Here is a 26,575-nt window from a genome sequence, read left to right on the forward strand (position 1 = left end):
TTACATTAGAAGATGCAATGGTAAAAAATAGCTTGATACTATCATTTCTGTATTATATAATAATTCTAAAATAGAATAAAAATTGGGGAGAGATTCGAATGAAACTTTATAATACTTTATCAAGATCTATCGAAGATTTTAAACCTATAGATGAAAAAATGGTAAAAATGTACACATGCGGACCTACTGTATACAATTATGCGCATCTGGGAAATTTAAGGACGTACATACATGAAGATATACTGGTAAAAACATTGAGATATTTGGGATACAACGTTAAGAGAGTAATGAACGTAACCGATGTTGGGCATCTGGAGTCGGATGCAGACGAAGGTGAGGATAAGATGCTCAAGGGAGCAAAAAGAGAAAATAAAACTGTGTGGGAAGTAGCACAGTACTATATGGATGCTTTTTTTTCCGATATTGAAAAGCTCAATATTAAAAATCCAGATGTGGTGGCTAGGGCAACTGACTACATAAAAGACTACATAGAGTTTATAAAAGGTCTAGAAGAAAAGGGTTATACTTATATTGCAAATGGCAATGTATATTTTGATATAACTAAAGTAGATGATTATACAAAGTTGTCTGGGATGGATTTGGATCAGCTTAAAACAGCTTCCAGAGAAGACGTTTCAGTAGATATACATAAAAAAAGTCCTCAGGACTTTGTTCTGTGGTTTACAAAGTCAAAATTTGAAAACCAGGCTATGAAATGGGATTCTCCTTGGGGAGTTGGCTATCCGGGTTGGCATATTGAATGCTCCGTAATAAGCCTTAAGAATCTTGGGGAGGAGATGGATATTCACTGCGGCGGCGTTGATCATATTCCTGTGCATCACACTAATGAAATTGCTCAGACAGAAAGTTATACTGGAAAACCTTGGGTAAAATACTGGTGGCACGGAGAATTTTTAATTGACCAGGAAGGGAAAATGAGCAAATCGAGAGGCGAGTTTCTGACTCTTTCTTTGGTTGAAAAAAAGAGATATAAACCTTTGTCATACAGATATTTTGTGTTGAATTCTCACTATAGAAAGCAACTTGCATTTTCGTTTGATTCGCTGGCATCAGCTGAAAACGCATATATGAAGTTAAAGAGCAGGGTAAAAGCAATAAAGGATAGTGCCGGAAGTGACTTGAGCAGTGTAGAATTATCAGAATCAGCTAATAAATTTAAAGAAGAGTTCAAGAGCTGCCTTGAAGATGATTTAAATACGGCAAATGCAATTACAATACTGTATAATATGCTTAAATCAGAGGACATTAATAATGCGGAAAAAATTAAGCTGGTTGAGAACTTTGATCAGGTTCTATCATTGGATTTATTAAAAGAAGATGAAGTGGAAGAAATTCATGATGATATGGTTGAATATGTAGAGGAAATGATAGCTAAGAGGCAGGAAGCAAAGAAAAATAAAAATTATCAATTGGCTGATGAGATAAGAGCTGAACTTTTAGAAAAGGGCATAGCGTTGGAAGATACAAGACAGGGTGTAAATTGGAAAAAAATAAATTAGAAAATAAAGAAAATGAATTCTTGAAAAAAATGAATGAAAAAATACCAAAAGAAAACCATTTGATGTATTCGCCTGCACAGCTGGCATATGCGGGTGATGCGGTTTATGAACTTATGGTCAGAAGCTATATTATTCACAGCCGGGATGTAAATGTGAATAAAATGCATAAACTATCAGTAAAATTTGTTAAGGCTAATGCTCAGGCATATTTAATCAATAAGCTTGACAGCGAGCTTAGCGAGGAAGAAAAAAGAATAGTTAAGCGGGGAAGAAATGCTAAGGTTACATCTTCGCCCAAAAATGCAGAACTAATGGAATACAGGTATGCAACAGGCTTTGAAGCACTGCTTGGATACCTGTATCTAAGCAATAATATTGACAGGCTGATTTTTTTGTTTAATAAAATTATAGAAATAATAGATGAAAAGGATGAAAAACATGAGGATAATTGAAGGAAGAAATCCGGTTATTGAAGCGTTGAGAAGTGATGCGCAGATAGATACAATTTTAGTTAGCAGGGAAGCTGCTCAAGGATCATTAACGAAAATAATCGAGCTTGCCAAGAATAAAAACATAATTGTAAAGAATGTTGATAAGTCTACCTTGGACAGATTAAGTGAGAACAAAAGACACCAGGGAGTAATTGCAGAAGCCATGGAATATGAGTACAAGGAAATTGACGATATACTTAACTGCGCCATAGAAAAAGGTGAAAAGCCTTTTGTTATAATTCTTGACGGTATAACAGATGTTCATAATTTTGGTGCAATAGTGCGTACTGCTGAGTGCATGGGAGCACATGGGGTAATAATACAAAAAAGAAGAGCTGCGCAGGTCAACGGTGTTGTATCAAAATCATCAGCCGGCGCCGTTGAATATATCCCAATTGCCAGAGTTACAAATATTAGCCAAGCTATAGATGAATTAAAAGAAAAGGGCTTGTGGATATACGGTGCAGACATGAACGGAAAAGAGGTTTGGGAGGAAAAGTTTGATTCTCCTGTAGGTCTTGTAATAGGAAGCGAAGGCTCTGGGATAAGTCGTCTGGTTAAGGAAAAATGCGATAATCTTGTGAAAATTCCAATGAAAGGCAAAATTAATTCATTGAACGCATCATGTGCCGCTTCTGTAATTATATATGAAATAATGAAGCAAAGGACAATCTGAAATGTCTAGAACAAAAAAAGAATATCTATTCATTGATGGTTATAATGTTATAAATCAGTGGTGGTATTACAAGGATATATCAAAAAATATTGCTAACAGCAGAAATAAGTTTATTGAACTTCTAGTTGAGTATCAGGCCTACAGAGGAATAAAGGTGATTGTAGTCTTTGATGCTCACCTTGTAAAGGGAAGTATCGAAAAAATAGAAACAACAGCTGGGGTTAAGGTTGTGTATACAAGGGAGCATGAAACTGCTGACAGCTATATTGAAAAACAGTTGGATAAAATAGGCCGCTACGAAATTGTGCAGGTTGCCACGTCAGATAATGCCATTCAGCAAATCGTACTGGCTCGTGGCGGAACAAGGATATCTGCTCAGGAAATGCTTCTTGAACTTGAAAAAACAAAAAAAGATATTAGGACAAAAACCGACAAAAGAGAACAAAAGGGAACAAATATTGACCAAATATTGGACAAGGAAACTTTGAATAAGCTTGAAAAAATCAGAAGAAACATTTAGCGTCTTGACATATTATGTAAATATTAATATAATTTTCTTGAAACACGTATAAATTTTAACATAGTTTTGGGGGGATGATTTATCTTCTGCTTAAAAAGCTAAACAACTTTTGAAGCTATAGATAGTGGAGGATATATTCTGCTCTGTTTATTATAATTTCAATAAGGATTTATAAGATATTATTAATAGCGGCGGAGTGTATATATGATAAGTTCAATTAGCATTTATAACAATTTGAATTATTATAAACAGGAATATGACAAATTTTCTGACGAAGAGCTTATATGCTTGATTAAAGAATGCAATGAACAAGCAGAAAGATGTTTGTTTAAAAGGTATTCATTTATAGTTAAGAGAATAGCAAGCTCCTTTTTTATTATTGGAGGAAGTATCGATGATTTATTTCAGGAAGCTATGATAGGGCTAATAAACGCCATGAACAGCTATGACGAGGGTAACGGGAGCAGTTTTAGAACATATGCCGAGATATGCATAAGAAGGCAGATAATATCTGCTATAAGAAAGACTAAGTCTTATGAGATGATAATAAGAAATACTTCCTTCTACGATTTTTCAAATGAAGTAGAAGAAATTATTCTGGCGAACGAATATACCGATTTAAATAGTAATCCAGAAAACGTTTTGATACATGAAGAAGAAAAAAATCAATACAGCAGTGTCACTTCAGAAATATTAAGTAATTTTGAAAGGATTGTACTGGCTGAATATGGGAAGGGTAAGTCTTATGAAGAAATTTCGGCTACACTTAACAGAAATATAAAATCAATTGACAATGCGCTCCATAGAGCTAAGAAAAAGATCATCTGCAACAGAAAAAAACTGTTAAAAGATATGTGATGTTAAAGCTGATTACTTAGCCATTATTACCCCGTTGTTATACAATTATTCTTTATCCTAATTTTACTATTGATTTATTTTATTTTTGTTGGTATAATTTACATTGACAAATTTAGACTATTTGACATAATGCTTGCGTAGCTCAGGCGGTAGAGCACTTCATTGGTAATGAAGAGGTCGGCAGTTCGAGTCTGCTCGTAAGCTCCAACTAAATAAAAACTATATTAAATATTCCAGGAGGAAGCAAATATGGCAAAAGCAAAATATGAAAGAAGTAAGCCCCATGTTAATATAGGAACAATTGGGCACGTTGACCATGGTAAGACTACATTAACAGCGGCAATTACTAGAACACTGCATGATAGATTTGGCACAGGAGAAAGCGTAGCATTTGATAATATCGATAAGGCTCCGGAAGAAAGAGAAAGAGGAATCACTATATCGACATCACACGTTGAGTATGAAACTGCAAACAGACACTATGCACACGTTGACTGCCCAGGCCATGCTGACTATGTAAAGAACATGATAACTGGAGCAGCACAGATGGACGGAGGAATACTTGTTGTTTCTGCAGCTGATGGTCCTATGCCTCAGACAAGAGAGCACATCCTTCTTTCAAGACAGGTTGGTGTTCCAAGATTAGTAGTATTCTTAAACAAAGAAGATATGGTAGATGATCCAGAATTAATCGAATTGGTAGAAATGGAAATCAGAGAATTATTATCTGAATATGAATTCGATGGAGACAACACTCCAATAGTAAAAGGTTCAGCATTAAAAGCTCTTGAAGATCCTTCAGGAGAATGGGGAGACAAAATTATCGAATTAATGGCAGCGGTAGACGAATGGATACCAACTCCAGAAAGAGACATAGATAAACCGTTCTTAATGCCTGTAGAGGATGTATTCTCAATAACAGGAAGAGGAACAGTTGCAACAGGAAGAGTAGAAAGAGGAGTTCTGAAGGTACAGGATAAAATCCAGATAGTTGGATTAGCAGAGGAGCCAGCAGAAACAGTTTGTACAGGTGTAGAAATGTTCAAGAAATTACTTGATCAGGCACAGGCAGGAGATAATATCGGAGCACTGTTAAGAGGAATTCAGAGAAATGAAATCCAAAGAGGTCAGGTATTAGCAAAACCAGGTACAATAACACCACATACAAAATTTAATGCAGAAGTTTATGTATTAACAAAAGAAGAAGGTGGAAGACATACACCATTCTTTAACGGATACAGACCACAGTTCTATTTCAGAACAACAGATATAACAGGCCAGATCGACCTTGAAGAAGGAACAGAAATGTGCATGCCTGGAGATAACGCAAGATTTATAGTAGAATTAATCCACCCAATAGCAATAGAAGAAGGATTGAGATTCGCTATCAGAGAAGGCGGAAGAACAGTTGGTTCAGGTGTTGTTACAAGTATAATAAAATAAGAAGCCCTAACCCTATTTTTCAGAGCGGTTTTTTCTGAAAAATAGCGGTAGGTCTTTCGCAATGAGTTCCCAATTAATGCGAGCGAAAGCGAGCAAATGAATTGGTGAACGAAACTGCGCGAAGCCCTAACCCTATTTTTCAGAGCGGTTTTTTCTGAAAAATAGCGGTAGGTCTTTCGCAATGAGTTCCCAATTAATGCGAGCGAAAGCGAGCAAATGAATTGGTGAACGAAACTGCGCGAAGCCCTAACTCTATTTTTCAGAGCGGTTTTTTCAAAAAAACTATTGACAACTTAGAAACAATATTGTAAAATAAACTGTAATTTTTTAAAAAAGCTTTTGCTTTGCAGGAGCTTTTTTTAGTGGATAAAAATTTTATGAATTAATTGTAAAAATAAGGTAATCATAAAAATAAAATTATTGACAGTGAAATTGTTTTGTGATATCTTATATTGGATAATGAGTCTTATTAACTAATAAGGGTCTGGAGGTGTTGAAATGAGAGTAGCAGTTAAACTGGCCTGCACAGAGTGCAAACAAAGAAATTATGATACAGAAAAAAACAAAAGAGAAAACCCTGAAAGAATAGAGTTGAACAAATATTGTAAATTCTGTAAAAAACATACTCTTCACAAGGAAACAAAATAACCGTATTGAGGTGTTGGTAAATGTCAAATAGAGAAAATGAAAAACCAAAATTTACAGCTCGTGTAAGTAATTATTTTAAAGGCGTAAAAGCAGAATTAAAAAAAGTTAATTGGCCTACTAAAAAGGAATTAACAAATTATACCGTTGTAGTGCTGGCTACTACTTTTACTATGACACTTGTAATTTGGGGACTAGATCTCATATTCCAAAATTTGGTTGCGTTGATTGTATAAGAAGGAGTAATTCGGGTATGAAGCAAGAATCACAAGGACCAAGATGGTATGTTGTTCATACATATTCGGGACATGAGAACAAAGTAAAAGCAAATATCGAAAAATTAGTGGAAAACAGAGAAATGCAGGATACTATTTTCGAAGTCAGAGTGCCGGTTGAAGAAGTTGCAGAAGTTAAAAACGGCAAGAAGAAAATGAAAGAAAGAAAAATGTTCCCGAGTTATGTTATAATTAAAATGATAATGACTGATGAATCTTGGTATCTTGTAAGAAATACAAGAGGTGTGACTGGCTTTGTTGGTCCTGGATCCAAACCCGTTCCATTGACAGATGAAGAAGTAAAAGCACTTGGTGTTGTTGATAGGCTTCCTGCAATTGAACTTGTACCTGGAGATACCATCAAGGTAAAAGAAGGACCTTTTGAGGACTTTATCGGTGCTGTAGAAAGCATCAGTCAGGAAAAAAGAAAAATTAAAGCTTTTGTATCAATGTTCGGAAGAGAAACTCTTATTGAACTTGATTATGAACAGATTGAAAGAGTGTAATACTTTTCAATAGATACATGCGTTTCGTATGAAGGAGGTGCAACAATATGGCTAAAAAGGTAACAGCTATAGTAAAACTGCAAATACCAGCAGGAAAGGCTACTCCAGCTCCACCGGTTGGTACAGCTTTAGGACCTCATGGCGTGAATATTATGGGATTTTGTAAAGAATTCAATGCAAAAACAGCTGATCAGGCAGGTATGATTATACCGGTTGTATTAACTGTCTATCAAGATAGATCATTTACATTTATCACAAAGACTCCGCCTGTGGCAGTTCTAATTAAAAAAGCAGTTGGAATTGAAAGCGGTTCAGGAGAACCAAACAAAAAGAAAGTAGCAACACTTTCAAAGGCAAAATGCGAAGAAATCGCTAAAGTTAAAATGCCGGATTTAAACGCTAATACAATAGAAGCAGCTATGAGTTTAGTAGCAGGTACTGCAAGAAGTATGGGCGTTACAGTAGAAAAATAACAATGGCACTGTGGGAGGCCCTAAAGGCTGTTTGACCACTAAGGAGGTTAATGATATGCCAAGAAGAGGAAAAAAATATCAAGACAGTATAAAATCAATTGATAAATTGAAATTATATGATTTAGAAGATGCTGTGGAAGTGATGCTTGCAACAGCAAAAGCTAATTTTGACGAAACAATAGAATTGCACGTTAAATTAGGTGTAGATTCAAGACATGCAGACCAACAAGTAAGAGGAGCTATAGTTCTTCCGCATGGAACTGGAAAGACAGTTCGTGTATTGGTATTTGCTAAGGGCGACAAGGCTAAAGAAGCTACTGACGCCGGAGCAGATTTCGTAGGAGAAGCTGAGTTAGCTGATAAAATTCAAAAAGAAAACTGGTTTGATTTTGACGTTGTTATAGCAACTCCTGATATGATGGGTGTTGTAGGTAGACTTGGTAGAGTGTTAGGTCCAAAAGGATTAATGCCGAACCCAAAATCAGGAACAGTTACATTTGATGTAGCAAAAGCTATTCAGGAGATTAAAGCAGGTAAGGTTGAATACAGACTTGACAAAACAAATATTATTCACGTTCCTGTAGGTAAAAAATCTTTTGGTTCAGAAAAATTGGTTGACAATATTAGAACAATGGTTCAGGCGATTGCTAAAGCTAAGCCGGCTGCAGCTAAAGGTAAATATATGAAAAGCTGCGTTGTTGCTAGCACAATGGGACCGGGACTAAAAGTTAATACGTCAAAAGTATCTGAATAGTATCGGCTTTGGAACTATCTTAAATTGATAAATTAATCGACAATTAAATAAATACCGCAGACAGTTGGTGCTGTAAAATAGCTTAAATATCCGACCGAGGTGAGAACTAATAAATCAATTTCTCTTCGTCTGCGGAGAGATTTTTTTATGTGTTCCGGATAATTCCATAGGATGGAATAAATTTGTGAACAGGACTGCAATTTTTATAAGGAGGTGTAGTTAGACGTGAATCAAACAGCTTTAGAACAGAAAAAACAGGTAGTGAGTGATATAACAGAGAAGTTTAGAAGTGCTAAATCGATTGTGTTGGTTGAATATAACGGCCTGACAGTTGAAAAAGCTACTGAATTAAGAAATAAGTGCAGAGAAGTAGGCGTTGATTACAAAGTGTATAAAAATACATTAATGCGCTTTGCGTTTGAAGAACTAGGCTATAAGGATATGACTTCCAATTTGGAGGGACCAAATGCGGTTGCAATTTCTTTCGACGATGAAGTATCTGCTGCAAAAGTAACAAATGACTTTGCTAAGACAAGCAATGACACTCTTGTAATTAAAGCCGGTATATCTGAAGGCAAGGTTATGAATGCGGATGAAGTAAAAGCATTGGCAAGTGTTCCGTCAAGAGAAGTACTTCTTGCACAGTTGGCTGGAGTATTACAAGGAAATATCAGAAATCTTGCTTATCTGCTTGATCAAGTAGCTAAGAAAGACGAAGAAGTAGCGTAAGAAGCCCTAACCCTATTTTTCAGAGCGGTTTTTTCTGAAAAATAGTTGGTAGGTCTTTCGCAACGAATTCCCAAAATATGCGACGTAAGGAGCAAATATTTTGGTGAATGAGACTGCGCGAAGCCCTAACCCTGTTTTTCAGAGTGATTTTTCTGAAAAATAGTGGTAGATCTTTCGCAATAAGTTCCCAATGTATACGAGCGATAGCGAATAAATAAATTGGTGAACGAAACTGCGCGAAGCCCTAACCCGGCTGCGCAAAATGTAAAAACAAATAAAATTAAAATATAATATACCAGGAGGTAATTTGAAATGGCAAGTGAAAAAATAACAAACTTTGTTGAAGAAATAAAGAAGTTATCAGTATTAGAATTAAATGAATTAGTAAAAACAATAGAAGAGGAATTTGGTGTATCAGCAGCAGCTCCTGTAGCGGTAGCTGGTGCAGCAGCAGGCGGAGCAGCAGCTGCAGCAGAAGAAAAAACTGAATTTGATGTAGTGTTGACAGCAGCAGGCGGCGGAAAAATTAAAGTAATAAAAGTAGTAAGAGAGTTAACAGGGCTTGGTTTGAAAGAAGCAAAGGATGCTGTTGACAAAGCACCTACAACATTAAAGTCAGCTGTTTCTAAGGAAGATGCTGAAAAAATGAAAGAAGCTTTAGAAGCTGAAGGCGCATCTGTAGAAATCAAATAATTGAATTTAATTATTTAAATTACATTGACAATAAAAGGCTTTACGCAAAAAAGTAAAGCCTTTTTTTCAATTAATGTTGTATATTTTTTTAAATATTGTAAATAATAATTAAGGCGCATTTTCTAAAATATGCTTTATTTTGAAGAGTATTCTGTTTTTGTAATTTATTGTATTGGAGTAATTTTTGACGATTAGTATCAAAAGAAATTGATGAAATTATTAAATAATTTTAAAAAATGTATTGACAGAAAAAAATCATAGTGATAATATATTATATTGCCATGAGCATAAAATGTTGGCACAGAATTTGTATGCCAAAAAAAATTACTAAGGGGTGAAAAAATGCCGCATCCTGTGAAAATAGGTAATAGAGTGAGAATGACTTACTCTAAAATTGATGAAGTTTTAGATTTGCCGGATTTGATTGAGGTTCAGAAAAGATCGTACGAATGGTTTTTAAGTGAAGGACTTAAAGAGGTATTTGACGATATTTCTCCCATCGAGGATTATACCGGCAATTTAATTCTGGAGTTTGTGGATCATTCTTTATATGGAGAACCTAAATTCAGCGAAGTAGAATGTAAAGAAAGAGATGCAACGTATTCAGTTCCTTTAAAGCTAAAAGTAAGACTTATTAATAAAGAAACTGGAGAGATTAAGGAGCAAGAAACATTTATGGGTGATTTTCCTCTAATGACTGACAGAGGAACATTCATTATTAACGGAGCAGAGCGTGTTATTGTCAGCCAGCTAGTCAGATCGCCCGGAGTTTATTACAATATGACTAGGGATAAGGTAGGTAAGGAACTTTATGAGGCTACACTTATTCCAAACAGAGGGGCATGGCTTGAGTATGAAACGGACTCAAACGATATTATATATGTAAGAGTAGACCGTACAAGAAAACTTCCGGCCACAGTGCTTGTTAGAGCCATGGGGCTTTCTTCAAATTCTCAGATTATCGAAACGTTGGGAGAAACGGAGCAGCTTTTGAAAACGCTGGAAAAGGACAACACTGCAAATTCAGACGAAGCACTAATAGAAATATATAAAAGATTAAGACCGGGAGAACCACCGACACTTGATAGCGCTTCTTCTTTAATAAATTCCCTTTTCTTTGACCCAAAAAGATATGATCTTGCAAAAGTCGGAAGATATAAGTTTAACAAAAAGTTAAGTTTTGAAAATAGAATTATGGGAAGACGTTCCGCTGAAGACGTAGTAGACAAAGAAACCGGAGAAATCTTAGTACATAAAGATTATCAATTCAACAGCGAAACGATACAAAAATTAGAAGCAGCGGGTATATTTGAAGTAGCTGTTTTTAATGCTGACGAAAAGGTAACCAAAGTATTATCGAATAAGTTTGTAGATCCGGAAGTATTTGGCTTAGATATAGATTTTGAGAAAATTGGTTTAAAAGAACGTGTTTTCTATCCCGTTATGAAAAAAATACTTGAAGAAAACAGTTCTGTTGAAGATATTGAAAAGGCCATAATTGATAATATAAAGCTGCTTTCTCCTAGACATATTATTGTTGAGGACATGATGGCTTCTGCAAATTACCAATTGGGCTTGTTTAAAGGTGTCGGTGATACCGATGACATAGATCATTTAGGCAACAGAAGGCTTAGATCTGTAGGCGAGTTACTTCAAAATCAGGTAAGAGTAGGCCTTTCCAGAATGGAAAGGGTAGTCAGAGAAAGAATGACTATTCAAGATGTTGATGTTGTGACACCACAAGTCTTGATTAATATTAGGCCTGTTTCCGCTGCGATTAAAGAATTTTTTGGTTCCAGTCAGCTTTCTCAGTTTATGGACCAGACAAATCCTTTAGCTGAGCTTACGCATAAAAGAAGAATGTCTGCATTGGGACCTGGAGGATTGTCAAGGGACAGAGCAAGCTTTGAAGTAAGAGACGTTCACCATTCACATTACGGAAGAATGTGCCCTATTGAAACTCCAGAAGGCCCTAACATCGGACTTATTACATCTCTTGCAACTTATGCAAGAATAAATGACTATGGATTTCTTGAGGCTCCATACAGAAAAGTAGATAAAGAAACAGGCCGTGTAACAGATACAATTGATTATATTACGGCTGATATAGAAGATACAAAGATAATTGCTCAGTCTAATGAACCATTGAATGAAGATGGTACATTTGCTCATACGCGTGTTGTTGTAAGAGGTATAGACGGTGTCAATGAAATTGTTTCAAGAGATAAGGTTGATTATATGGAGGTTTCTCCTAAGCAGGTAATATCAATTGGTACTGGTATGATTCCGTTCCTTGAAAATGATGACGCTAACCGTGCTCTTATGGGTGCTAACATGCAGCGACAGGCTGTTCCTCTGCTTGTAACAGAGGCTCCTGTTATAGGAACGGGTCTTGAGTATAAAGCGGCAAAGGATTCAGGTGCTGTTATTGTAGCGGATAACGATGGAGTTGCTATTTCTGTAAATTCATCGGAAATTTTAATCAAAAGAAGCGATAACGGAATGATTGAAAAGTATCCTTTGCTGAAGTTTAAGCGTTCTAACAGCGGTACATGCATCAATCAAAGACCGATAATCAACAAGGGTGAAGAAATAAAAAGAGGTCAGATCATTGCGGATGGCCCTTCTACGGATAACGGAGACATGGCCATAGGAAAGAATCTTATGATAGGCTTTATGACTTGGGAAGGTTACAACTACGAGGATGCCATGCTGCTCAATGAAAAGCTTGTTATGGATGATGTGCTTACATCTCTCCATATTGAAGAATATGAATCTGAAGCGAGAGATACAAAATTAGGACCGGAAGAAATAACAAGAGACATTCCGAATGTTGGAGACGATTCACTTAAGGATCTTGATGAAAGAGGTATAATCAGAATCGGAGCAGAAGTAAAATCCGGAGATATACTTGTAGGAAAGGTTACTCCTAAAGGTGAAACAGAATTAACAGCTGAAGAAAGACTGTTGAGGGCAATTTTCGGCGAAAAAGCTAGAGAAGTAAGAGACACTTCATTGAAGGTTCCTCACGGTGAAACGGGTATAATTGTTGACGTTAAAGTATTTACAAGAGAAAACGGTGATGAATTAAGTCCCGGAGTAAGCAAAATGGTAAGAGTTTATATTGCAACAAAACGTAAAATAAATGTAGGTGACAAAATGTGTGGTCGCCACGGTAACAAAGGTGTTATATCGAGAATTATGCCTGAGGAGGATATGCCGTTCCTGCCTGACGGAACTCCGTTGCAAGTAGTGTTAAATCCTTTGGGCGTGCCTTCGCGTATGAACATAGGCCAGGTTTTGGAAGTCCACCTTGGACTCGCTGCTAAAAAGCTTGGATGGAATGTGGCTACACCTGTTTTTGACGGAGCGATAGAAGATGATATATGGGATGCCCTTGAAATGGCTGGATATCCTAGAAGCGGTAAAATTGAACTGAGAGACGGACGTTCCGGCGAATATTTTGATGGACCTGTAACTGTCGGCTACATGTATATGCTTAAACTCCATCACTTGGTTGATGATAAAATACATGCTCGTTCAACAGGACCTTATTCATTGGTAACTCAGCAGCCTCTTGGAGGTAAAGCTCAGTTCGGAGGACAAAGGTTCGGAGAAATGGAAGTTTGGGCTCTGGAAGCATATGGCGCGGCTCATACATTACAGGAAATACTTACGGTTAAATCTGATGATGTTAATGGTAGGGTTAAAACATACGAAGCCATCGTTAAGGGCGAAAATATTCCTGAACCTGGAATTCCTGAATCATTTAAGGTACTTGTAAAAGAATTGCAGAGTTTATCGCTGGATATTAAAATTATTACCAGCGAAAAAGATGAAGTTGAAATAGTTGACACGATGGATACTGATGATGATACCCATATTGACGGAGAGAACCTCGGAGATATGACTTATGTTGAAGAAGAAGGAATGAACGAGGTCGATATTCAAAGCAACTCTGAAGAAGTTGGGGAAACTGATGATGTTGATGTTGAAGATATTGACGATGTTGATGTCTATGAAGAGGATATTGATGTAGAAGATGACTATGACAGTGAAGATGATTTTTAAGATACAAGAAGGACCAGGTGAACAAAATTATAATGAAGGGAGCGAACTCCTTGATAGATTACAATAATTTCGAATCAATAAGAATTGGCTTGGCATCTCCGGATAAAATCAGACAATGGTCTAGAGGAGAAGTTAAAAAACCAGAAACAATAAATTATCGTACATTAAAGCCAGAGAAAGACGGTCTTTTCTGTGAAAAAATATTTGGACCTACTAAAGACTGGGAATGTCATTGCGGAAAGTATAAAAGAGTAAGATATAAAGGTGTTGTTTGTGACCGATGCGGAGTTGAGGTTACAAAAGCAAAGGTAAGAAGAGAAAGAATGGGGCACATTGAGCTTGCTGCCCCGGTATCTCACATATGGTATTTTAAAGGTATACCATCTAGAATGGGATTAATTCTAGATATGTCTCCAAGAGCGTTGGAAAAAGTTTTGTATTTTGCACAATATGTTGTTACTGAAGCAGGTGACACTTCTTTGTCTGAAAAACAGCTTTTGACAGAAATGGAGTACAGAGAATATAAAGACCATTATAAAAATGCTTTTAAGGCAGAGATGGGTGCGGAAGCAATAAAAAAACTTCTTGAAAAAATAGACCTTGAAAATGAAGCTGCCGAGCTTAAAAGTCAGCTGAAGGATAGCAAAGGACAGAAAAAAATAAGAATAACAAGAAGATTGGAAGTCATTGAAGCTTTTAGAATTTCAGGCAACAGACCGGAATGGATGATTTTAGATGCTGTACCTGTTATTCCTCCGGAATTAAGACCGATGGTTCAACTTGACGGTGGGCGTTTTGCTACATCAGACTTAAACGATCTTTACAGAAGAGTTATAAACAGAAACAACAGATTGAAGAGGCTTCTTGATTTAGGAGCACCTGACATAATAGTAAGAAATGAAAAAAGGATGTTACAGGAAGCTGTTGACGCATTAATAGATAATGGAAGAAGAGGAAGACCTGTAACAGGCCCAGGAAACAGACCATTAAAATCTCTGTCAGATATGCTTAAAGGAAAGCAAGGGCGTTTTAGACAAAACCTACTGGGAAAGAGAGTTGACTATTCAGGCCGTTCGGTTATAGTTGTCGGTCCTGAGCTTAAATTTAACCAGTGCGGCCTTCCGAAAAAGATGGCTCTTGAGCTTTTCAAGCCGTTTGTTATGAAGAAACTTGTTGAGAATGGAACGGCACACAATATTAAAAGCGCAAAGAAAAAAGTTGAAAAGGTGGATACTGCAGTATGGGACGTATTAGATGAAATAATCAAAGACCATACGGTAATGCTTAACCGTGCACCTACGCTTCACAGACTTGGAATTCAGTCATTTGAGCCTGTGCTTGTTGAAGGAAAAGCTATCAAGCTGCACCCTTTGGTATGTACGGCATACAATGCCGACTTTGACGGAGACCAGATGGCGGTACACGTTCCTTTATCGGTAGAAGCGCAGGCAGAATCAAGATTTTTGATGATGTCAACAAACAATATTTTGGCTCCAAAAGACGGAAGACCTATTACCACACCTACACAGGATATGGTTCTTGGAAGCTACTACATGACCTTGGAAATAGAAAACTCAAAGGGACATGGAATGGTTTTTAAAGACTATGATGAAATGATGTTGGCATATTTCAATCAAAACATTGATTTGCATGCCAGAATAAAGCTGAGAAAGACAATAGACGGAGAAACCAGGTTTGTTGAAAGTACTGCAGGAAGGTTTATATTTAACGAAAATATTCCTCAGAATCTAGGCTTTGTTGACAGAGAAAAAGACAAATTCTCACTTGAAATTGATAAAACAGTTACGAAAAAACATCTTGAGGAAATAATATACAGATGTTTTAGAAAATACGGCAACTCAAAAACAGCTGACGTATTGGATGGAATAAAGTCAAAAGGCTATAAATATTCCACAAAGGGAGCAATAACAATAAGTGTCAGCGACATAACTGTTCCTGAAAAAAAGAAAGAACTTATTGAAAAAGCTGAAAAACAGGTTATCGAATATGAAAAGAAGTACAGAAGAGGTTTGATGACCGATGAAGAAAGATACGAAAATGTAATTAAGATTTGGAATCAGACAACTGAAGATGTTACAGAGGCGTTGATGAGTAACTTGGACCCTCTAAATTCTATTTATATCATGTCAGTATCCGGAGCCCGTGGAGGCCGTAACCAGATAAAACAGCTGGCAGGTATGCGTGGACTTATGGCGAGTGCCACAGGTAAGACAGTTGAGGTTCCGGTTAAGTCAAACTTCCGAGAAGGACTTACAGTTCTTGAATTCTTCCTTTCAGCTACAGGAGCTCGAAAAGGATTAACAGATACGGCTCTTAGAACAGCAGACTCAGGTTATTTAACAAGAAGGCTTGTAGATGTAAGCCAGGATGTTATTGTAAGAGAAGTTGATTGTGGTACAACAGACGGAATTGAAGTTGAAGCTTTTGTTGACGGTAAAGAAGTGATAGAAGAATTAAGTGAAAGATGTGCAGACAGATATGCTTCTGACGATATTATAAACCCTGAAACAGGTGAAATAATGGTGAAATCCGGAGGATTTATTTCCGAAGAAACTGCACATAAAATTCAGGATTCAGGTATAAAAAAGGTTAAAGTAAGATCCGTTTTGACGTGCAAGACTCCTCATGGGGTGTGTGCAAAATGCTATGGTACCAACCTTGCTACAGGAAAGCTTGTTAATGTTGGAGGAGCAGTTGGAATCATTGCTGCTCAGTCAATTGGCGAGCCTGGTACACAGCTTACAATGCGTACGTTCCATACCGGCGGTATTGCTGCGGCAAGTGATATAACTCAAGGTTTGCCTCGTATAGAGGAGCTTTTTGAAGCAAGAAAGCCGAAAGGCCAGGCAATAATTTCAGAAATTCCTGGTAGAGTTACATTAACGGAAAAAATTCATAAAAGAGAAGTTACAATTACAAACAACGAATCTATGGAAAGCAAGACATATTTGATACCTTATGGGTCAAAGGTACTTGTTTCCGAGGGGGATCACCTAGAAGCCGGAGATAAGATTACGGAAGGTTCAGTTAATCCTCATGATATTATGAACATAAAAGGAATGAAAGCCCTTGAATCGTATATTCTTATGGAGGTTCAAAGGGTTTACAGAATGCAGGGTGTTGACATAAGCGATAAGCATGTTGAAGTAATAGTAAGACAGATGGTAAATAAAGTTCGAATTGAGGATTCGGGCGATACTAGTCTTCTTCCTGGCAGTCTGGTGTCATCATTTGAGTTTAAAGAACAGAATGATAAAGCCATTGAAGAAGGAAAAGAGCCTGCTGTTGGTGAGGTTGCATTGCTTGGTATTACAAAGTCATCACTTGCCACGGATTCATTCCTTGCATCTGCATCATTCCAGGAGACAACAAGAGTATTAACAGATGCCGCTACAAAGGGAAAAGTTGATAGTTTGATTGGACTTAAAGAAAATGTCATTATAGGTAAACTTATACCGGCGGGAACAGGAATGAAGAAATACAGAAATATTGGAGTAACCACTAAAGATGTTGAAATAGAAGAAAAAGAAGAACCTGTTAATGAGTAAATGAAAGTTGAAAAAATATTTGACATCTAAAAAATAAGATGGTAGAATACTCTAGTGTTTTAATCCTTAAATAATTGTACTCGGTTCATGGAATATAGCATATCCATGAACTGAGTAATTAGTAAAGGGTGATTGCAATGAAAGACAACAACAAAATAGTAATAGGAAAGAAGCAGACTTTGAGAGCTTTATCCAGAAATGAAGCTGTAAAGATATATATATCAAAGGATGCTGATTTGCATGTTACTAAACCCATCACAGATGCGTGCAAGGAACATAATGTTGAAATAGTTTATTTTGATACTATGAAGGAACTTGGATTAGTCTGTGGTATTAATGTAAACGCAGCGGCGGCTGCCGTTTTAAAATAAAAATATTTTGCAAGGAGGTGCACGAATGCCATCGATTAACCAGTTAGTGAGAAAAGGTAGAGAAAGAGTAACATATAAGTCTAATTCTCCAGCATTGAATGTAAGCTACAACACACTTCAGAAGAAGATGAATGAATCACATTCACCTCAAAAAAGAGGAGTTTGTACTTCAGTTAAGACTGTAACACCTAAAAAACCTAACTCAGCTTTAAGAAAAATTGCCAGAGTTAAATTAACAACAGGTGTTGAAGTTACAGCTTATATTCCAGGAGTAGGCCACAACTTACAAGAGCATAGCGTTGTTCTTATAAGAGGCGGAAGAGTTAAAGACTTACCAGGGGTTAGATATCACATTGTAAGAGGTACCCTTGATACAGCTGGTGTTGCTAAGAGAAAGCAAGCAAGATCCAAGTATGGAGCTAAAAGGGAAAAACAGAAAAAATAATTAGATGATATCCGGCACACTATGCAGGTTATGATGCATCGCGCCATAATATATATATACAATTTTTAATGTTATGTTGAGAAATTGTCGCATTGATGCTTCAGGTGTTAACATATAACACGGTTGCAAAGATGAATGCATTTTGTGCACGACGGCATATTATTTGTCGAGTACCTGTGAATTAAATTATGTTAAGGAGGGAAGCAAAGTGCCAAGAAAAGGTCACATACCTAAAAGAGAAGTAATGGAAGATCCAATATACAAAGATAAAGTTGTTTCTAAACTGATCAACCAGCTTATGTATGATGGAAAAAAAGGTGTTGCTCAAACAATCGTATATGATGCTTTTGACATCATGAAAGAAAAAACAGGTGAAGATCCTTTGGAGATTTTTACAAAAGCTATGAACAACATCATGCCAGTTCTTGAAGTTAAAGCAAGAAGAGTCGGCGGAGCAACTTATCAGGTTCCTATCGAAGTTAGACCAGAGAGAAGACAAACTTTGGGATTAAGATGGCTCGTAGGTTATTCTCGAAAAAGAGGAGAAAAAACCATGCGTGAAAAGCTTGCAAAAGAAATAATGGATGCAGCTAATAACGTAGGAGCAAGTGTTAAGAAAAGAGAAGATACACACAAAATGGCAGAAGCTAATAAAGCATTTGCACACTTTAGATGGTAATAATCTAAGTAGTAAGGTTTTATTCGCAGCGTGAAGGAGGGAAAAAAATGAGAGAATATTCTTTAGAAAATACAAGGAATATTGGTATAATGGCGCATATCGATGCAGGAAAAACTACATGTACCGAAAGAATCCTGTTCTATACCGGGAAGATTCATAAAGTAGGAGAAACTCACGAAGGTGCATCTCAGATGGACTGGATGGAGCAAGAGCAGGAAAGAGGAATAACAATAACTTCAGCTGCAACTACTTGTAAATGGCAAGATGTAAGAATTAACATCATCGATACACCTGGTCACGTAGACTTTACAGTTGAAGTTGAGAGATCGCTTAGAGTGCTCGATGGTGCGGTAGCAATATTTGACGCAAAAATGGGAGTTGAACCCCAATCAGAAACTGTTTGGAGACAGGCAGATAAATATAATGTACCTAGAATTTGTTTTGTAAACAAAATGGATAAAATGGGTGCTAACTTCATATATTCATTGGGAACAATGCATGAAAGATTAAAGGCAAACGCAGTTGCTATTCAACTGCCAATAGGTGCAGAAGACCAATTCCACAGTATTATAGACCTGATTGAAATGAAAGCTGTACGATATAACAATGACTTGGGAACTGACGAAGATGTTATTGATATACCGGAAGACTATGTCGATCAAGCTAATGAATATAGAGATAAGTTAATTGAAGCATTAGCGGATTATGATGAAGTAATAATGGAAAAATACTTAAACGGCGAAGAATTTTCCGTTGAAGAAATAAAAGCAGCTATAAGAAAGAGCACAATTGCAAATGAGATAGTACCAGTTCTTTGTGGTACTGCATATAAGCATAAAGGTGTTAAACTGCTTTTAAATGCGATTATTGACTTTTTACCAAATCCGTTAGAAGTTCCTCAGATGAAAGGCTTTGATCCAGATACTAATGAAGAAATAATAAGGGAACCTGCTGATGAATCACCATTAGCAGCATTGGCATTTAAAATTATGACAGACCCGTTTGTTGGAAAACTTACATTCTTCAGAATATATTCTGGAACGATGGAATCCGGAAGCTACGTTCTTAATTCAACTAAGAATAAGAAAGAGAGAATCGGAAGAATTCTTCAGATGCATGCTAACAAAAGAGAAGAAATTAGCGAGTCCTATACAGGAGATATAGAAGCTGCTGTTGGTTTGAAGTTTACAACTACAGGAGACACATTGTGTGATATGAGCCATCCAATATTACTGGAATCAATGGAATTCCCAGATCCAGTTATTGAAGTTGCTATTGAGCCTAAGACTAAAGCAGGACAAGAAAAAATGGGTATAGGTCTTCAGAAGCTTGCTGAAGAAGATCCAACATTTAAAACATATACAAACCCTGATACAGGGCAGACAATTATTGCAGGTATGGGTGAACTTCATTTGGAAATCATCGTTGACAGACTTTTAAGAGAATTCAAAGTTGAAGCAAATGTAGGTAAGCCGCAAGTATCTTACAAAGAAACAGTTACAAGTAACGCAGACGTTGACGTTAAGTATGCAAGACAGTCAGGTGGTAAAGGACAGTATGGTCATGTTAAAATTACCATGGAACCTCAAGAACCTGGCCAGGGCATTACATTTGTCAATGCAATTACAGGCGGAGTTATTCCGAGAGAATATATACCAGCAGTTGAGGCAGGAGTAAGAGGCGCAGCTGAAAACGGTATATTGGCCGGCTATCCGGCAATAGATTTTAAAGTAACATTATATGACGGTTCATACCACGAAGTAGACTCTAGTGAGATGGCGTTTAAAATCGCTGGTTCTATGGCATTTAAACAGGCGATGGAAAAAGCGAAACCAGTATTGCTTGAGCCTTACATGAAAGTTGAAATAACAACACCTGAGGAATATTTGGGAGATGTTATGGGAGATGCTAACTCTAGAAGAGGAAGAATCGAAGGCTTTACGGACAGAAACGGCGTTAAGGTTGTAGATGCATTTGTTCCGTTGTCAGAAATGTTCGGATATGCGACTACATTGAGATCTATGACTCAAGGAAGAGCAAGTTATTCAATGGAATTCGATCACTATGAAAAAGTTCCTAACAGCGTAGCTGAAAAAATAATTAATAAATAATTTTATCCAGGAGGAAGTAAATATGGCAAAAGCAAAATATGAAAGAAGTAAGCCCCATGTTAATATTGGAACAATCGGGCACGTTGACCATGGTAAGACTACATTAACAGCAGCAATTACTAGAACACTGCATGATAGATTTGGCACAGGAGAAAGCGTAGCATTTGATAATATCGATAAGGCTCCGGAAGAAAGAGAAAGAGGAATCACTATATCGACATCACACGTTGAGTATGAAACTGCAAACAGACACTATGCACACGTTGACTGCCCAGGCCATGCTGACTATGTAAAGAACATGATAACTGGAGCAGCACAGATGGACGGAGGAATACTTGTTGTTTCTGCAGCTGATGGTCCTATGCCTCAGACAAGAGAGCACATCCTTCTTTCAAGACAGGTTGGTGTTCCAAGATTAGTAGTATTCTTAAACAAAGAAGATATGGTAGATGATCCAGAATTAATCGAATTGGTAGAAATGGAAATCAGAGAATTATTATCTGAATATGAATTCGATGGAGACAACACTCCAATAGTAAAAGGTTCAGCATTAAAAGCTCTTGAAGATCCTTCAGGAGAATGGGGAGACAAAATTATCGAATTAATGGCAGCGGTAGACGAATGGATACCAACTCCAGAAAGAGACATAGATAAACCGTTCTTAATGCCTGTAGAGGATGTATTCTCAATAACAGGAAGAGGAACAGTTGCAACAGGAAGAGTAGAAAGAGGAGTTCTGAAGGTACAGGATAAAATCCAGATAGTTGGATTAGCAGAGGAGCCAGCAGAAACAGTTTGTACAGGTGTAGAAATGTTCAAGAAATTACTTGATCAGGCACAGGCAGGAGATAATATCGGAGCACTGTTAAGAGGAATTCAGAGAAATGAAATCCAAAGAGGTCAGGTATTAGCAAAACCAGGTACAATAACACCACATACAAAATTTAATGCAGAAGTTTATGTATTAACAAAAGAAGAAGGTGGAAGACATACACCATTCTTTAACGGATACAGACCACAGTTCTATTTCAGAACAACAGATATAACAGGCCAGATCGACCTTGAAGAAGGAACAGAAATGTGCATGCCTGGAGATAACGCAAGATTTATAGTAGAATTAATCCACCCAATAGCAATAGAAGAAGGATTGAGATTCGCTATCAGAGAAGGCGGAAGAACAGTTGGTTCAGGTGTTGTTACAAGTATAATAAAATAAATTGGTGAACATAACCTCACAGATGTGGCGGGAAAATCACTGTAAAAGGAGGAGCATTGCTCCTCCTTTTGATATAAAAAAGGCTTCAGTATATCTGAGCCTTTTTTTAGGTTTAATATTTTTTGATATGACTAATAAATTGAGAAATAGTTATAATTTTTGTACAGGTGTAAAATAATTATACATACAATATTATGATTTTTTGTACATCGTTGTAAAAGAAAATTTACTTGTAATATAAATATAAATTTCGTTATGCTCCATTTTATCACATTCTATAATTTAAATCACATAATTTTAAAGAAAATAAAAATTGGCACAGTAGTTGCAACTATTATGGTGGACTTGCAATGGTAAATTCATTATTCATGAAAACATTATCAGCTATATTTTGGAGGGAATTTATAGCTGATAAAGAAGAAAAAGAAATGGAGGTGGTTGAAGCTTTTAGCAAGTCATAGTAAGTGTTATGTAATATTTAAGAGGCGTAATAAAGTAACAAAGAAAATTTGCAAATGATTCAAAAAAATTTTTTTAACAAGGAGAAATTATGTTAAATACTTTAAACAGTGTAGTTAATTGGGCAAATGGTTACATTTGGGGCATTGGCATGCTTTTACTTATCGGTGGTGCCGGCATTTACTTTACAGTAAAATTAGGATTTTTTCAATTCGTTCGTTTTAAAGATATGTGGAGTCGTATTATAGAAAAAGGTGACTCAGAGTCAGGTATATCTTCTTTTGCATCCTTCTGTACAACTATGGCGATGCGTGTTGGAACAGGTAATGTAGCAGGAGTTGCTGTTGCAATTTATTCAGGTGGTCCTGGTGCGTTGTTTTGGATGATACTTATAGGCATGACAAACTCTGCAGTTTGCTTTGCTGAGTGTACATTGGGTCAGTTGTATAAAATTCGTGTTGACGGCGCATACCGTGGCGGCGGTCCTTACTGTGCTGAACGCGGACTAGGATGGGGAAAATACGGTAAATTTATGGCTGTGGTTATGTTTGTGGGCACTTCTTGCTTTATGACTGCTGCTGCTACATATACGGTTTCTGACGCATTTAATCAAGCTACAGGTATTTCGATGACTGTTATATCTGCTTGTATTGCAGTTCTGCTACTTGTGACAGTTCTTGGTGGTATAAGACGTATTAGTACCGTAGCTTCTTCAATAGTTCCATTTATGACAGCTATTTACATGGGAATTACCCTTATAATATTAGTACTAAATATTACAAAAATACCAGCACTAATTTCTGATGTTATTTCTTCCGCATTTGGCTTAAATGCTATTTTTGGAGGTACTATTGGTATTGCAATTCAACAAGGTATTAAAAGAGGTACTTTCTCATCTGCTTCAGGTATGGGTGAGGCTTCACCAACAGCAGCAGCTGTTGAAACTAGTCACCCTGTTAAACAGGGATTGTCAAATGCTGCCGGCGTATGGTTAGACACAGTTATCGTATGTAGTTGCACAGGTCTTATGATTCTTTTAACTGATAGTTTCAATACAGCAGGAGGTTATATCGGCAGTGGTAGTCCTGAACTTGCCGAAGGCATTACAGGCGGTATTATATATGTTCAAATGGCTGCTAGCACAGTCCTTGGTAACTTTGGGCATATCTTTATTGCAATCATGCTGTTATTATTCTCATTCACATGCTTAATCAGCTACTATTATGAGGCAGAAACAGCAGCTATGTACCTTTTCCAAAAACCAACACAACAAAACACTCGTAAAGCAATTACAAGAATTTTACAATTTGGTATGCCTGTACTTGTATTCTTATGGGGTATCATTGAATCTGATACAGCTTGGGGCCTTTCTGACTTTGCTCTTGGCGCATGTACATGGATTAACATGTTAGTAGTATGCATGTTGTTCCCAAAATGCGTTGCTTTGTACAAAGACTATGATCAACAAATGAAAGCTGGCAAGGATCCTTACTATGATCCTGACAAACTTTCTTGGAAAGGTGTTGATGTAGAAATGTGGAAAGATATCAATGCTAAAAGAATAAAGGCTAAAAATAATTCACTTTAGAAATTATAACATAGATTATTAATATCATAAAAAAACACCAGCCAGAATTTTTTTGGATGGTGTTTTTTAATAGTTCATATTTTAGGTACAAATAATTTTAAGGAAGAAAGCAGAGTAAAATATACGAATTATTAATGATATTTTAAAACTGGAATAAATTTATAATTTACGTTTAATATAAAATTCAACAAATGCAAACATTAAAAAAATAAATAACGCACAGACATGTTAAGGAAAGGTAACAAATGTTAACTTTTTGAAACAAATAAAAAAACTACTTGATTTATAAGAAATAATGGTATATTATAATAAAGCTTGCCACATGCGATGACGCAAAAGGTTGCTGATTTTGCTTAATAAATCAGGGAATTTTTGCAGAGTATGTCCTGTTAAAAAACAGGGCGACCGGTATTGCTAAAACTACAAAATAAGAAACACCCGGATAGGTGTATCGAGCAATTCCGAGTTGTATGGATGACATACGAAGAAGGAGGTAAAAAAATGGCAAACGCACAGAAAATAAGAATTAGGTTAAAGGCTTATGATCATCAATTAATTGATCAATCTGCACAAAAAATTGTAGAAACAGCTAAAAATACCGGTGCAACTGTAGCAGGACCGATTCCGCTGCCAACAGAAAAACAGGTTATTACAATACTGAGAGCTGTTCATAAGTACAAAGATTCCAGAGAGCAGTTTGAACAAAGAACTCATAAAAGATTGATTGACATAACTAACCCTACACCTAAGACTGTAGATTCATTGATGAAATTGAATCTGCCTGCCGGTGTAGACATTGAAATCAAATTATAAGAGAAAGCAAGTAGAGAAAAAATATATAATGCACTCTGCTTAGAATGATTGCCTAAAAGCAATCCGCTGTAAGAAAATAGGAGGTGTAAAAATGAAAGCAATTCTTGGTAAAAAAGTCGGAATGACTCAAGTGTTCACAGAACAAGGAAATGTTGTTCCGGTAACTGTAATCGAATCAGGCGACATAGTTGTTATTCAGAAAAAAACTGTTGAAAAAGATGGTTATAATGCAATTCAGGTTGGCTTTGGAGACATTAAATTAAAAAATGTTGTTAAACCTATAAAAGGTCATTTTGATAAAGCAAATGCAGAACCAAAAAGATTTTTAAGAGAATTCAGAGTAGCAAATATCGATGATTACGAAATCGGTCAGAAAATAGGCGTTGATATTTTCCAAGTCGGAGAGAAAGTTGATGTTGTAGGAATTTCTAAAGGTAAGGGATTCCAGGGATCTATTAAGAGACACGGACATCATACTGGAGATATGAGCCACGGTTCTAAATTCCACAGATTAAGAGGTTCTTTAGGAGCTTCTGCTGGTGTGGGAAGAGTAGTAAAAGGAACAAAAGCTCACGGACATATGGGTAATGAAAAAGTTACAGTATTAAACCTTGAAGTTATAAAAGTTGATGCAGATAAAAATGCAATACTTGTAAAAGGTGCGATACCAGGACCTAAAAAAGGTTTGGTAAAGGTCAGAGAAGCAGTTAGAAAGTCTAAATAATAATTGCGTAGAAAGGAGGACTAAAGATGCCGAAAGTAGCTCTTTATGATATAACAGGCAGCCAGGTAGGCGATATCGAATTAAATGATGCCGTATTTGGTGTAGAAGTAAACACTCATGTAATGTATGAAGCTGTAAAAAATTATTTGGCTAATCAAAGACAAGGAACTCAGTCAGCAAAGACAAGAGCTGATGTGAGAGGCGGCGGTAGAAAACCTTGGAGACAAAAAGGAACAGGCCGTGCAAGACAAGGAAGTATAAGAGCGCCGCAGTGGAAAGGCGGAGGAATTGTATTTGCTCCAAAGCCAAGAGACTATAGCTACTCAATTCCTAAGAAAGTTAAGAGATTGGCTCTTAAATCAGCATTAAGTTCAAAAGTTCAGGATCAAGAAATAATAGTAGTAGATAAATTAGTGCTTGAACAGCCGAAAACAAAAGAAATGGTTAAGGTTTTAAAAAATCTTAATTCCGGTAAAAAAACATTAGTTGTTATTCCTGAAAAAGATGAAGCTGTAGTTAGAGCAGCTGCTAACATTCCGGGAGTAAAAACAGCATATATTAACACAATAAATGTTTATGACATTTTAAACTGTGATTCTTTCCTGATTACGAAGGAAGCAGTTAATAAAGTGGAGGAGGTGTACGCATAATGCGCGATCCACACGATATCATAAAAAGACCGATAGTAACAGAAGCAAGTATGGATGCAATGGCAGAAAAAAAATACACTTTTGTTGTTGATAAAAAGTCTAATAAAACTGAAATTAAAAATGCAGTGGAAAAAATATTCGGAGTTAAAGTAGCAAGTGTGAACACAATGAACATGCTTGGAAAGAAAAAAAGAATGGGCATGAATGTTGGCAAAAGAGCCGATTGGAAAAAGGCTATAATTACTTTAACAGAAGACAGCAAAACAATAGAATTCTTTGAAGGAATCTAAGATGCC

At 36.6% G+C, this 26,575-nt stretch carries 25 protein-coding genes, 1 tRNA gene and 1 other annotated feature; all 26 genes read left to right on the forward strand.

Annotation, left to right across the window (positions count from 1 at the left end):
* Positions 1 to 98: 98 nt before the first annotated feature.
* Positions 99 to 1,520: a cysteine--tRNA ligase gene (gene cysS, locus ACS3UD_RS03095; RefSeq protein WP_308137811.1), complete on the forward strand. Its 1,422-nt coding sequence runs from the start codon at positions 99 to 101 to the stop codon at positions 1,518 to 1,520.
* A complete protein-coding gene (locus tag ACS3UD_RS03100; RefSeq protein ID WP_374049884.1) occupies positions 1,502 to 1,972 on the forward strand; it encodes a Mini-ribonuclease 3 in 471 nt (156 codons plus the stop codon). The genes cysS and ACS3UD_RS03100 overlap by 19 nt, the downstream gene beginning before the upstream one ends.
* Complete coding sequence (gene rlmB, locus ACS3UD_RS03105) at positions 1,959 to 2,687, forward strand: 23S rRNA (guanosine(2251)-2'-O)-methyltransferase RlmB (RefSeq protein ID WP_374049883.1); 729 nt, start codon at positions 1,959 to 1,961, stop codon at positions 2,685 to 2,687. The genes ACS3UD_RS03100 and rlmB overlap by 14 nt, the downstream gene beginning before the upstream one ends.
* 1 nt (position 2,688) lies before the next feature.
* Complete coding sequence (locus tag ACS3UD_RS03110) at positions 2,689 to 3,207, forward strand: NYN domain-containing protein (RefSeq protein WP_308137810.1); 519 nt, start codon at positions 2,689 to 2,691, stop codon at positions 3,205 to 3,207.
* Between the two features lie 204 nt (positions 3,208 to 3,411).
* Entirely contained in the window at positions 3,412 to 4,065 is a 654-nt protein-coding gene (locus ACS3UD_RS03115; RefSeq protein ID WP_308137809.1) for a sigma-70 family RNA polymerase sigma factor, read from the forward strand.
* A 131-nt stretch (positions 4,066 to 4,196) separates the two neighbouring features.
* Positions 4,197 to 4,272, forward strand: a tRNA-Thr gene (locus ACS3UD_RS03120).
* 42 nt (positions 4,273 to 4,314) lie between these two features.
* Positions 4,315 to 5,508 carry an elongation factor Tu gene (tuf, locus tag ACS3UD_RS03125; protein ID WP_308137803.1) on the forward strand — a complete coding sequence of 398 codons (1,194 nt, stop codon included), beginning with the start codon at positions 4,315 to 4,317 and terminating at the stop codon, positions 5,506 to 5,508.
* A gap of 498 nt (positions 5,509 to 6,006) precedes the next feature.
* Positions 6,007 to 6,156, forward strand: coding sequence for a 50S ribosomal protein L33 (gene rpmG, locus ACS3UD_RS03130; RefSeq protein ID WP_019227378.1), 150 nt, complete (start codon positions 6,007 to 6,009; stop codon positions 6,154 to 6,156).
* Positions 6,157 to 6,176: 20 nt separating this feature from the next.
* Positions 6,177 to 6,389 (forward strand): preprotein translocase subunit SecE, encoded by a 213-nt coding sequence (gene secE, locus ACS3UD_RS03135; protein WP_213927182.1) that lies wholly within the window; start codon positions 6,177 to 6,179, stop codon positions 6,387 to 6,389.
* A 17-nt stretch (positions 6,390 to 6,406) separates the two neighbouring features.
* On the forward strand, positions 6,407 to 6,934 hold the full coding sequence (gene nusG, locus ACS3UD_RS03140) for a transcription termination/antitermination protein NusG (RefSeq protein WP_213927181.1): 528 nt from the start codon (positions 6,407 to 6,409) through the stop codon (positions 6,932 to 6,934).
* A gap of 47 nt (positions 6,935 to 6,981) precedes the next feature.
* Entirely contained in the window at positions 6,982 to 7,407 is a 426-nt protein-coding gene (rplK, locus tag ACS3UD_RS03145) for a 50S ribosomal protein L11 (RefSeq protein ID WP_213927180.1), read from the forward strand.
* Between the two features lie 55 nt (positions 7,408 to 7,462).
* The gene (rplA, locus tag ACS3UD_RS03150) at positions 7,463 to 8,161 is read left to right on the forward strand and encodes a 50S ribosomal protein L1 (protein WP_308137808.1); all 699 of its coding nucleotides are present in this window, start codon (positions 7,463 to 7,465) and stop codon (positions 8,159 to 8,161) included.
* A gap of 36 nt (positions 8,162 to 8,197) precedes the next feature.
* Positions 8,198 to 8,316, forward strand: a sequence feature (ribosomal protein L10 leader region).
* A 70-nt stretch (positions 8,317 to 8,386) separates the two neighbouring features.
* A complete protein-coding gene (gene rplJ / locus ACS3UD_RS03155) occupies positions 8,387 to 8,890 on the forward strand; it encodes a 50S ribosomal protein L10 (protein ID WP_308137807.1) in 504 nt (167 codons plus the stop codon).
* Positions 8,891 to 9,202: 312 nt separating this feature from the next.
* Positions 9,203 to 9,583 (forward strand): 50S ribosomal protein L7/L12, encoded by a 381-nt coding sequence (gene rplL, locus ACS3UD_RS03160; RefSeq protein ID WP_213927177.1) that lies wholly within the window; start codon positions 9,203 to 9,205, stop codon positions 9,581 to 9,583.
* A 342-nt stretch (positions 9,584 to 9,925) separates the two neighbouring features.
* Positions 9,926 to 13,654: a DNA-directed RNA polymerase subunit beta gene (rpoB, locus tag ACS3UD_RS03165; RefSeq protein WP_308137806.1), complete on the forward strand. Its 3,729-nt coding sequence runs from the start codon at positions 9,926 to 9,928 to the stop codon at positions 13,652 to 13,654.
* A 50-nt stretch (positions 13,655 to 13,704) separates the two neighbouring features.
* Positions 13,705 to 17,223: a DNA-directed RNA polymerase subunit beta' gene (gene rpoC, locus ACS3UD_RS03170; protein ID WP_308140123.1), complete on the forward strand. Its 3,519-nt coding sequence runs from the start codon at positions 13,705 to 13,707 to the stop codon at positions 17,221 to 17,223.
* Between the two features lie 137 nt (positions 17,224 to 17,360).
* Positions 17,361 to 17,594: a ribosomal L7Ae/L30e/S12e/Gadd45 family protein gene (locus ACS3UD_RS03175; protein WP_308137805.1), complete on the forward strand. Its 234-nt coding sequence runs from the start codon at positions 17,361 to 17,363 to the stop codon at positions 17,592 to 17,594.
* 25 nt (positions 17,595 to 17,619) lie between these two features.
* Positions 17,620 to 18,039 (forward strand): 30S ribosomal protein S12, encoded by a 420-nt coding sequence (gene rpsL / locus ACS3UD_RS03180; RefSeq protein ID WP_213927175.1) that lies wholly within the window; start codon positions 17,620 to 17,622, stop codon positions 18,037 to 18,039.
* Between the two features lie 208 nt (positions 18,040 to 18,247).
* The gene (gene rpsG / locus ACS3UD_RS03185) at positions 18,248 to 18,718 is read left to right on the forward strand and encodes a 30S ribosomal protein S7 (protein WP_213927174.1); all 471 of its coding nucleotides are present in this window, start codon (positions 18,248 to 18,250) and stop codon (positions 18,716 to 18,718) included.
* Between the two features lie 47 nt (positions 18,719 to 18,765).
* Entirely contained in the window at positions 18,766 to 20,829 is a 2,064-nt protein-coding gene (gene fusA / locus ACS3UD_RS03190) for an elongation factor G (protein WP_308137804.1), read from the forward strand.
* Positions 20,830 to 20,851: 22 nt separating this feature from the next.
* The gene (gene tuf, locus ACS3UD_RS03195; RefSeq protein WP_308137803.1) at positions 20,852 to 22,045 is read left to right on the forward strand and encodes an elongation factor Tu; all 1,194 of its coding nucleotides are present in this window, start codon (positions 20,852 to 20,854) and stop codon (positions 22,043 to 22,045) included.
* A 550-nt stretch (positions 22,046 to 22,595) separates the two neighbouring features.
* Positions 22,596 to 24,092, forward strand: coding sequence for an alanine/glycine:cation symporter family protein (locus tag ACS3UD_RS03200; protein WP_308137802.1), 1,497 nt, complete (start codon positions 22,596 to 22,598; stop codon positions 24,090 to 24,092).
* Positions 24,093 to 24,593: 501 nt separating this feature from the next.
* On the forward strand, positions 24,594 to 24,905 hold the full coding sequence (rpsJ, locus tag ACS3UD_RS03205; protein WP_213925139.1) for a 30S ribosomal protein S10: 312 nt from the start codon (positions 24,594 to 24,596) through the stop codon (positions 24,903 to 24,905).
* Positions 24,906 to 24,996: 91 nt separating this feature from the next.
* On the forward strand, positions 24,997 to 25,629 hold the full coding sequence (gene rplC, locus ACS3UD_RS03210) for a 50S ribosomal protein L3 (RefSeq protein ID WP_308137801.1): 633 nt from the start codon (positions 24,997 to 24,999) through the stop codon (positions 25,627 to 25,629).
* A gap of 26 nt (positions 25,630 to 25,655) precedes the next feature.
* Positions 25,656 to 26,279 carry a 50S ribosomal protein L4 gene (gene rplD, locus ACS3UD_RS03215; protein WP_308137800.1) on the forward strand — a complete coding sequence of 208 codons (624 nt, stop codon included), beginning with the start codon at positions 25,656 to 25,658 and terminating at the stop codon, positions 26,277 to 26,279.
* Positions 26,279 to 26,569 carry a 50S ribosomal protein L23 gene (gene rplW, locus ACS3UD_RS03220; RefSeq protein ID WP_213925136.1) on the forward strand — a complete coding sequence of 97 codons (291 nt, stop codon included), beginning with the start codon at positions 26,279 to 26,281 and terminating at the stop codon, positions 26,567 to 26,569. The genes rplD and rplW overlap by 1 nt, the downstream gene beginning before the upstream one ends.
* Positions 26,570 to 26,575: the final 6 nt, after the last annotated feature.

Origin of the sequence: Sedimentibacter sp. LTW-03 (assembly GCF_052059825.1) — a bacterium.
In the GTDB taxonomy this organism is placed as follows: Bacteria; Bacillota; Clostridia; order Tissierellales; family Sedimentibacteraceae; genus Sedimentibacter.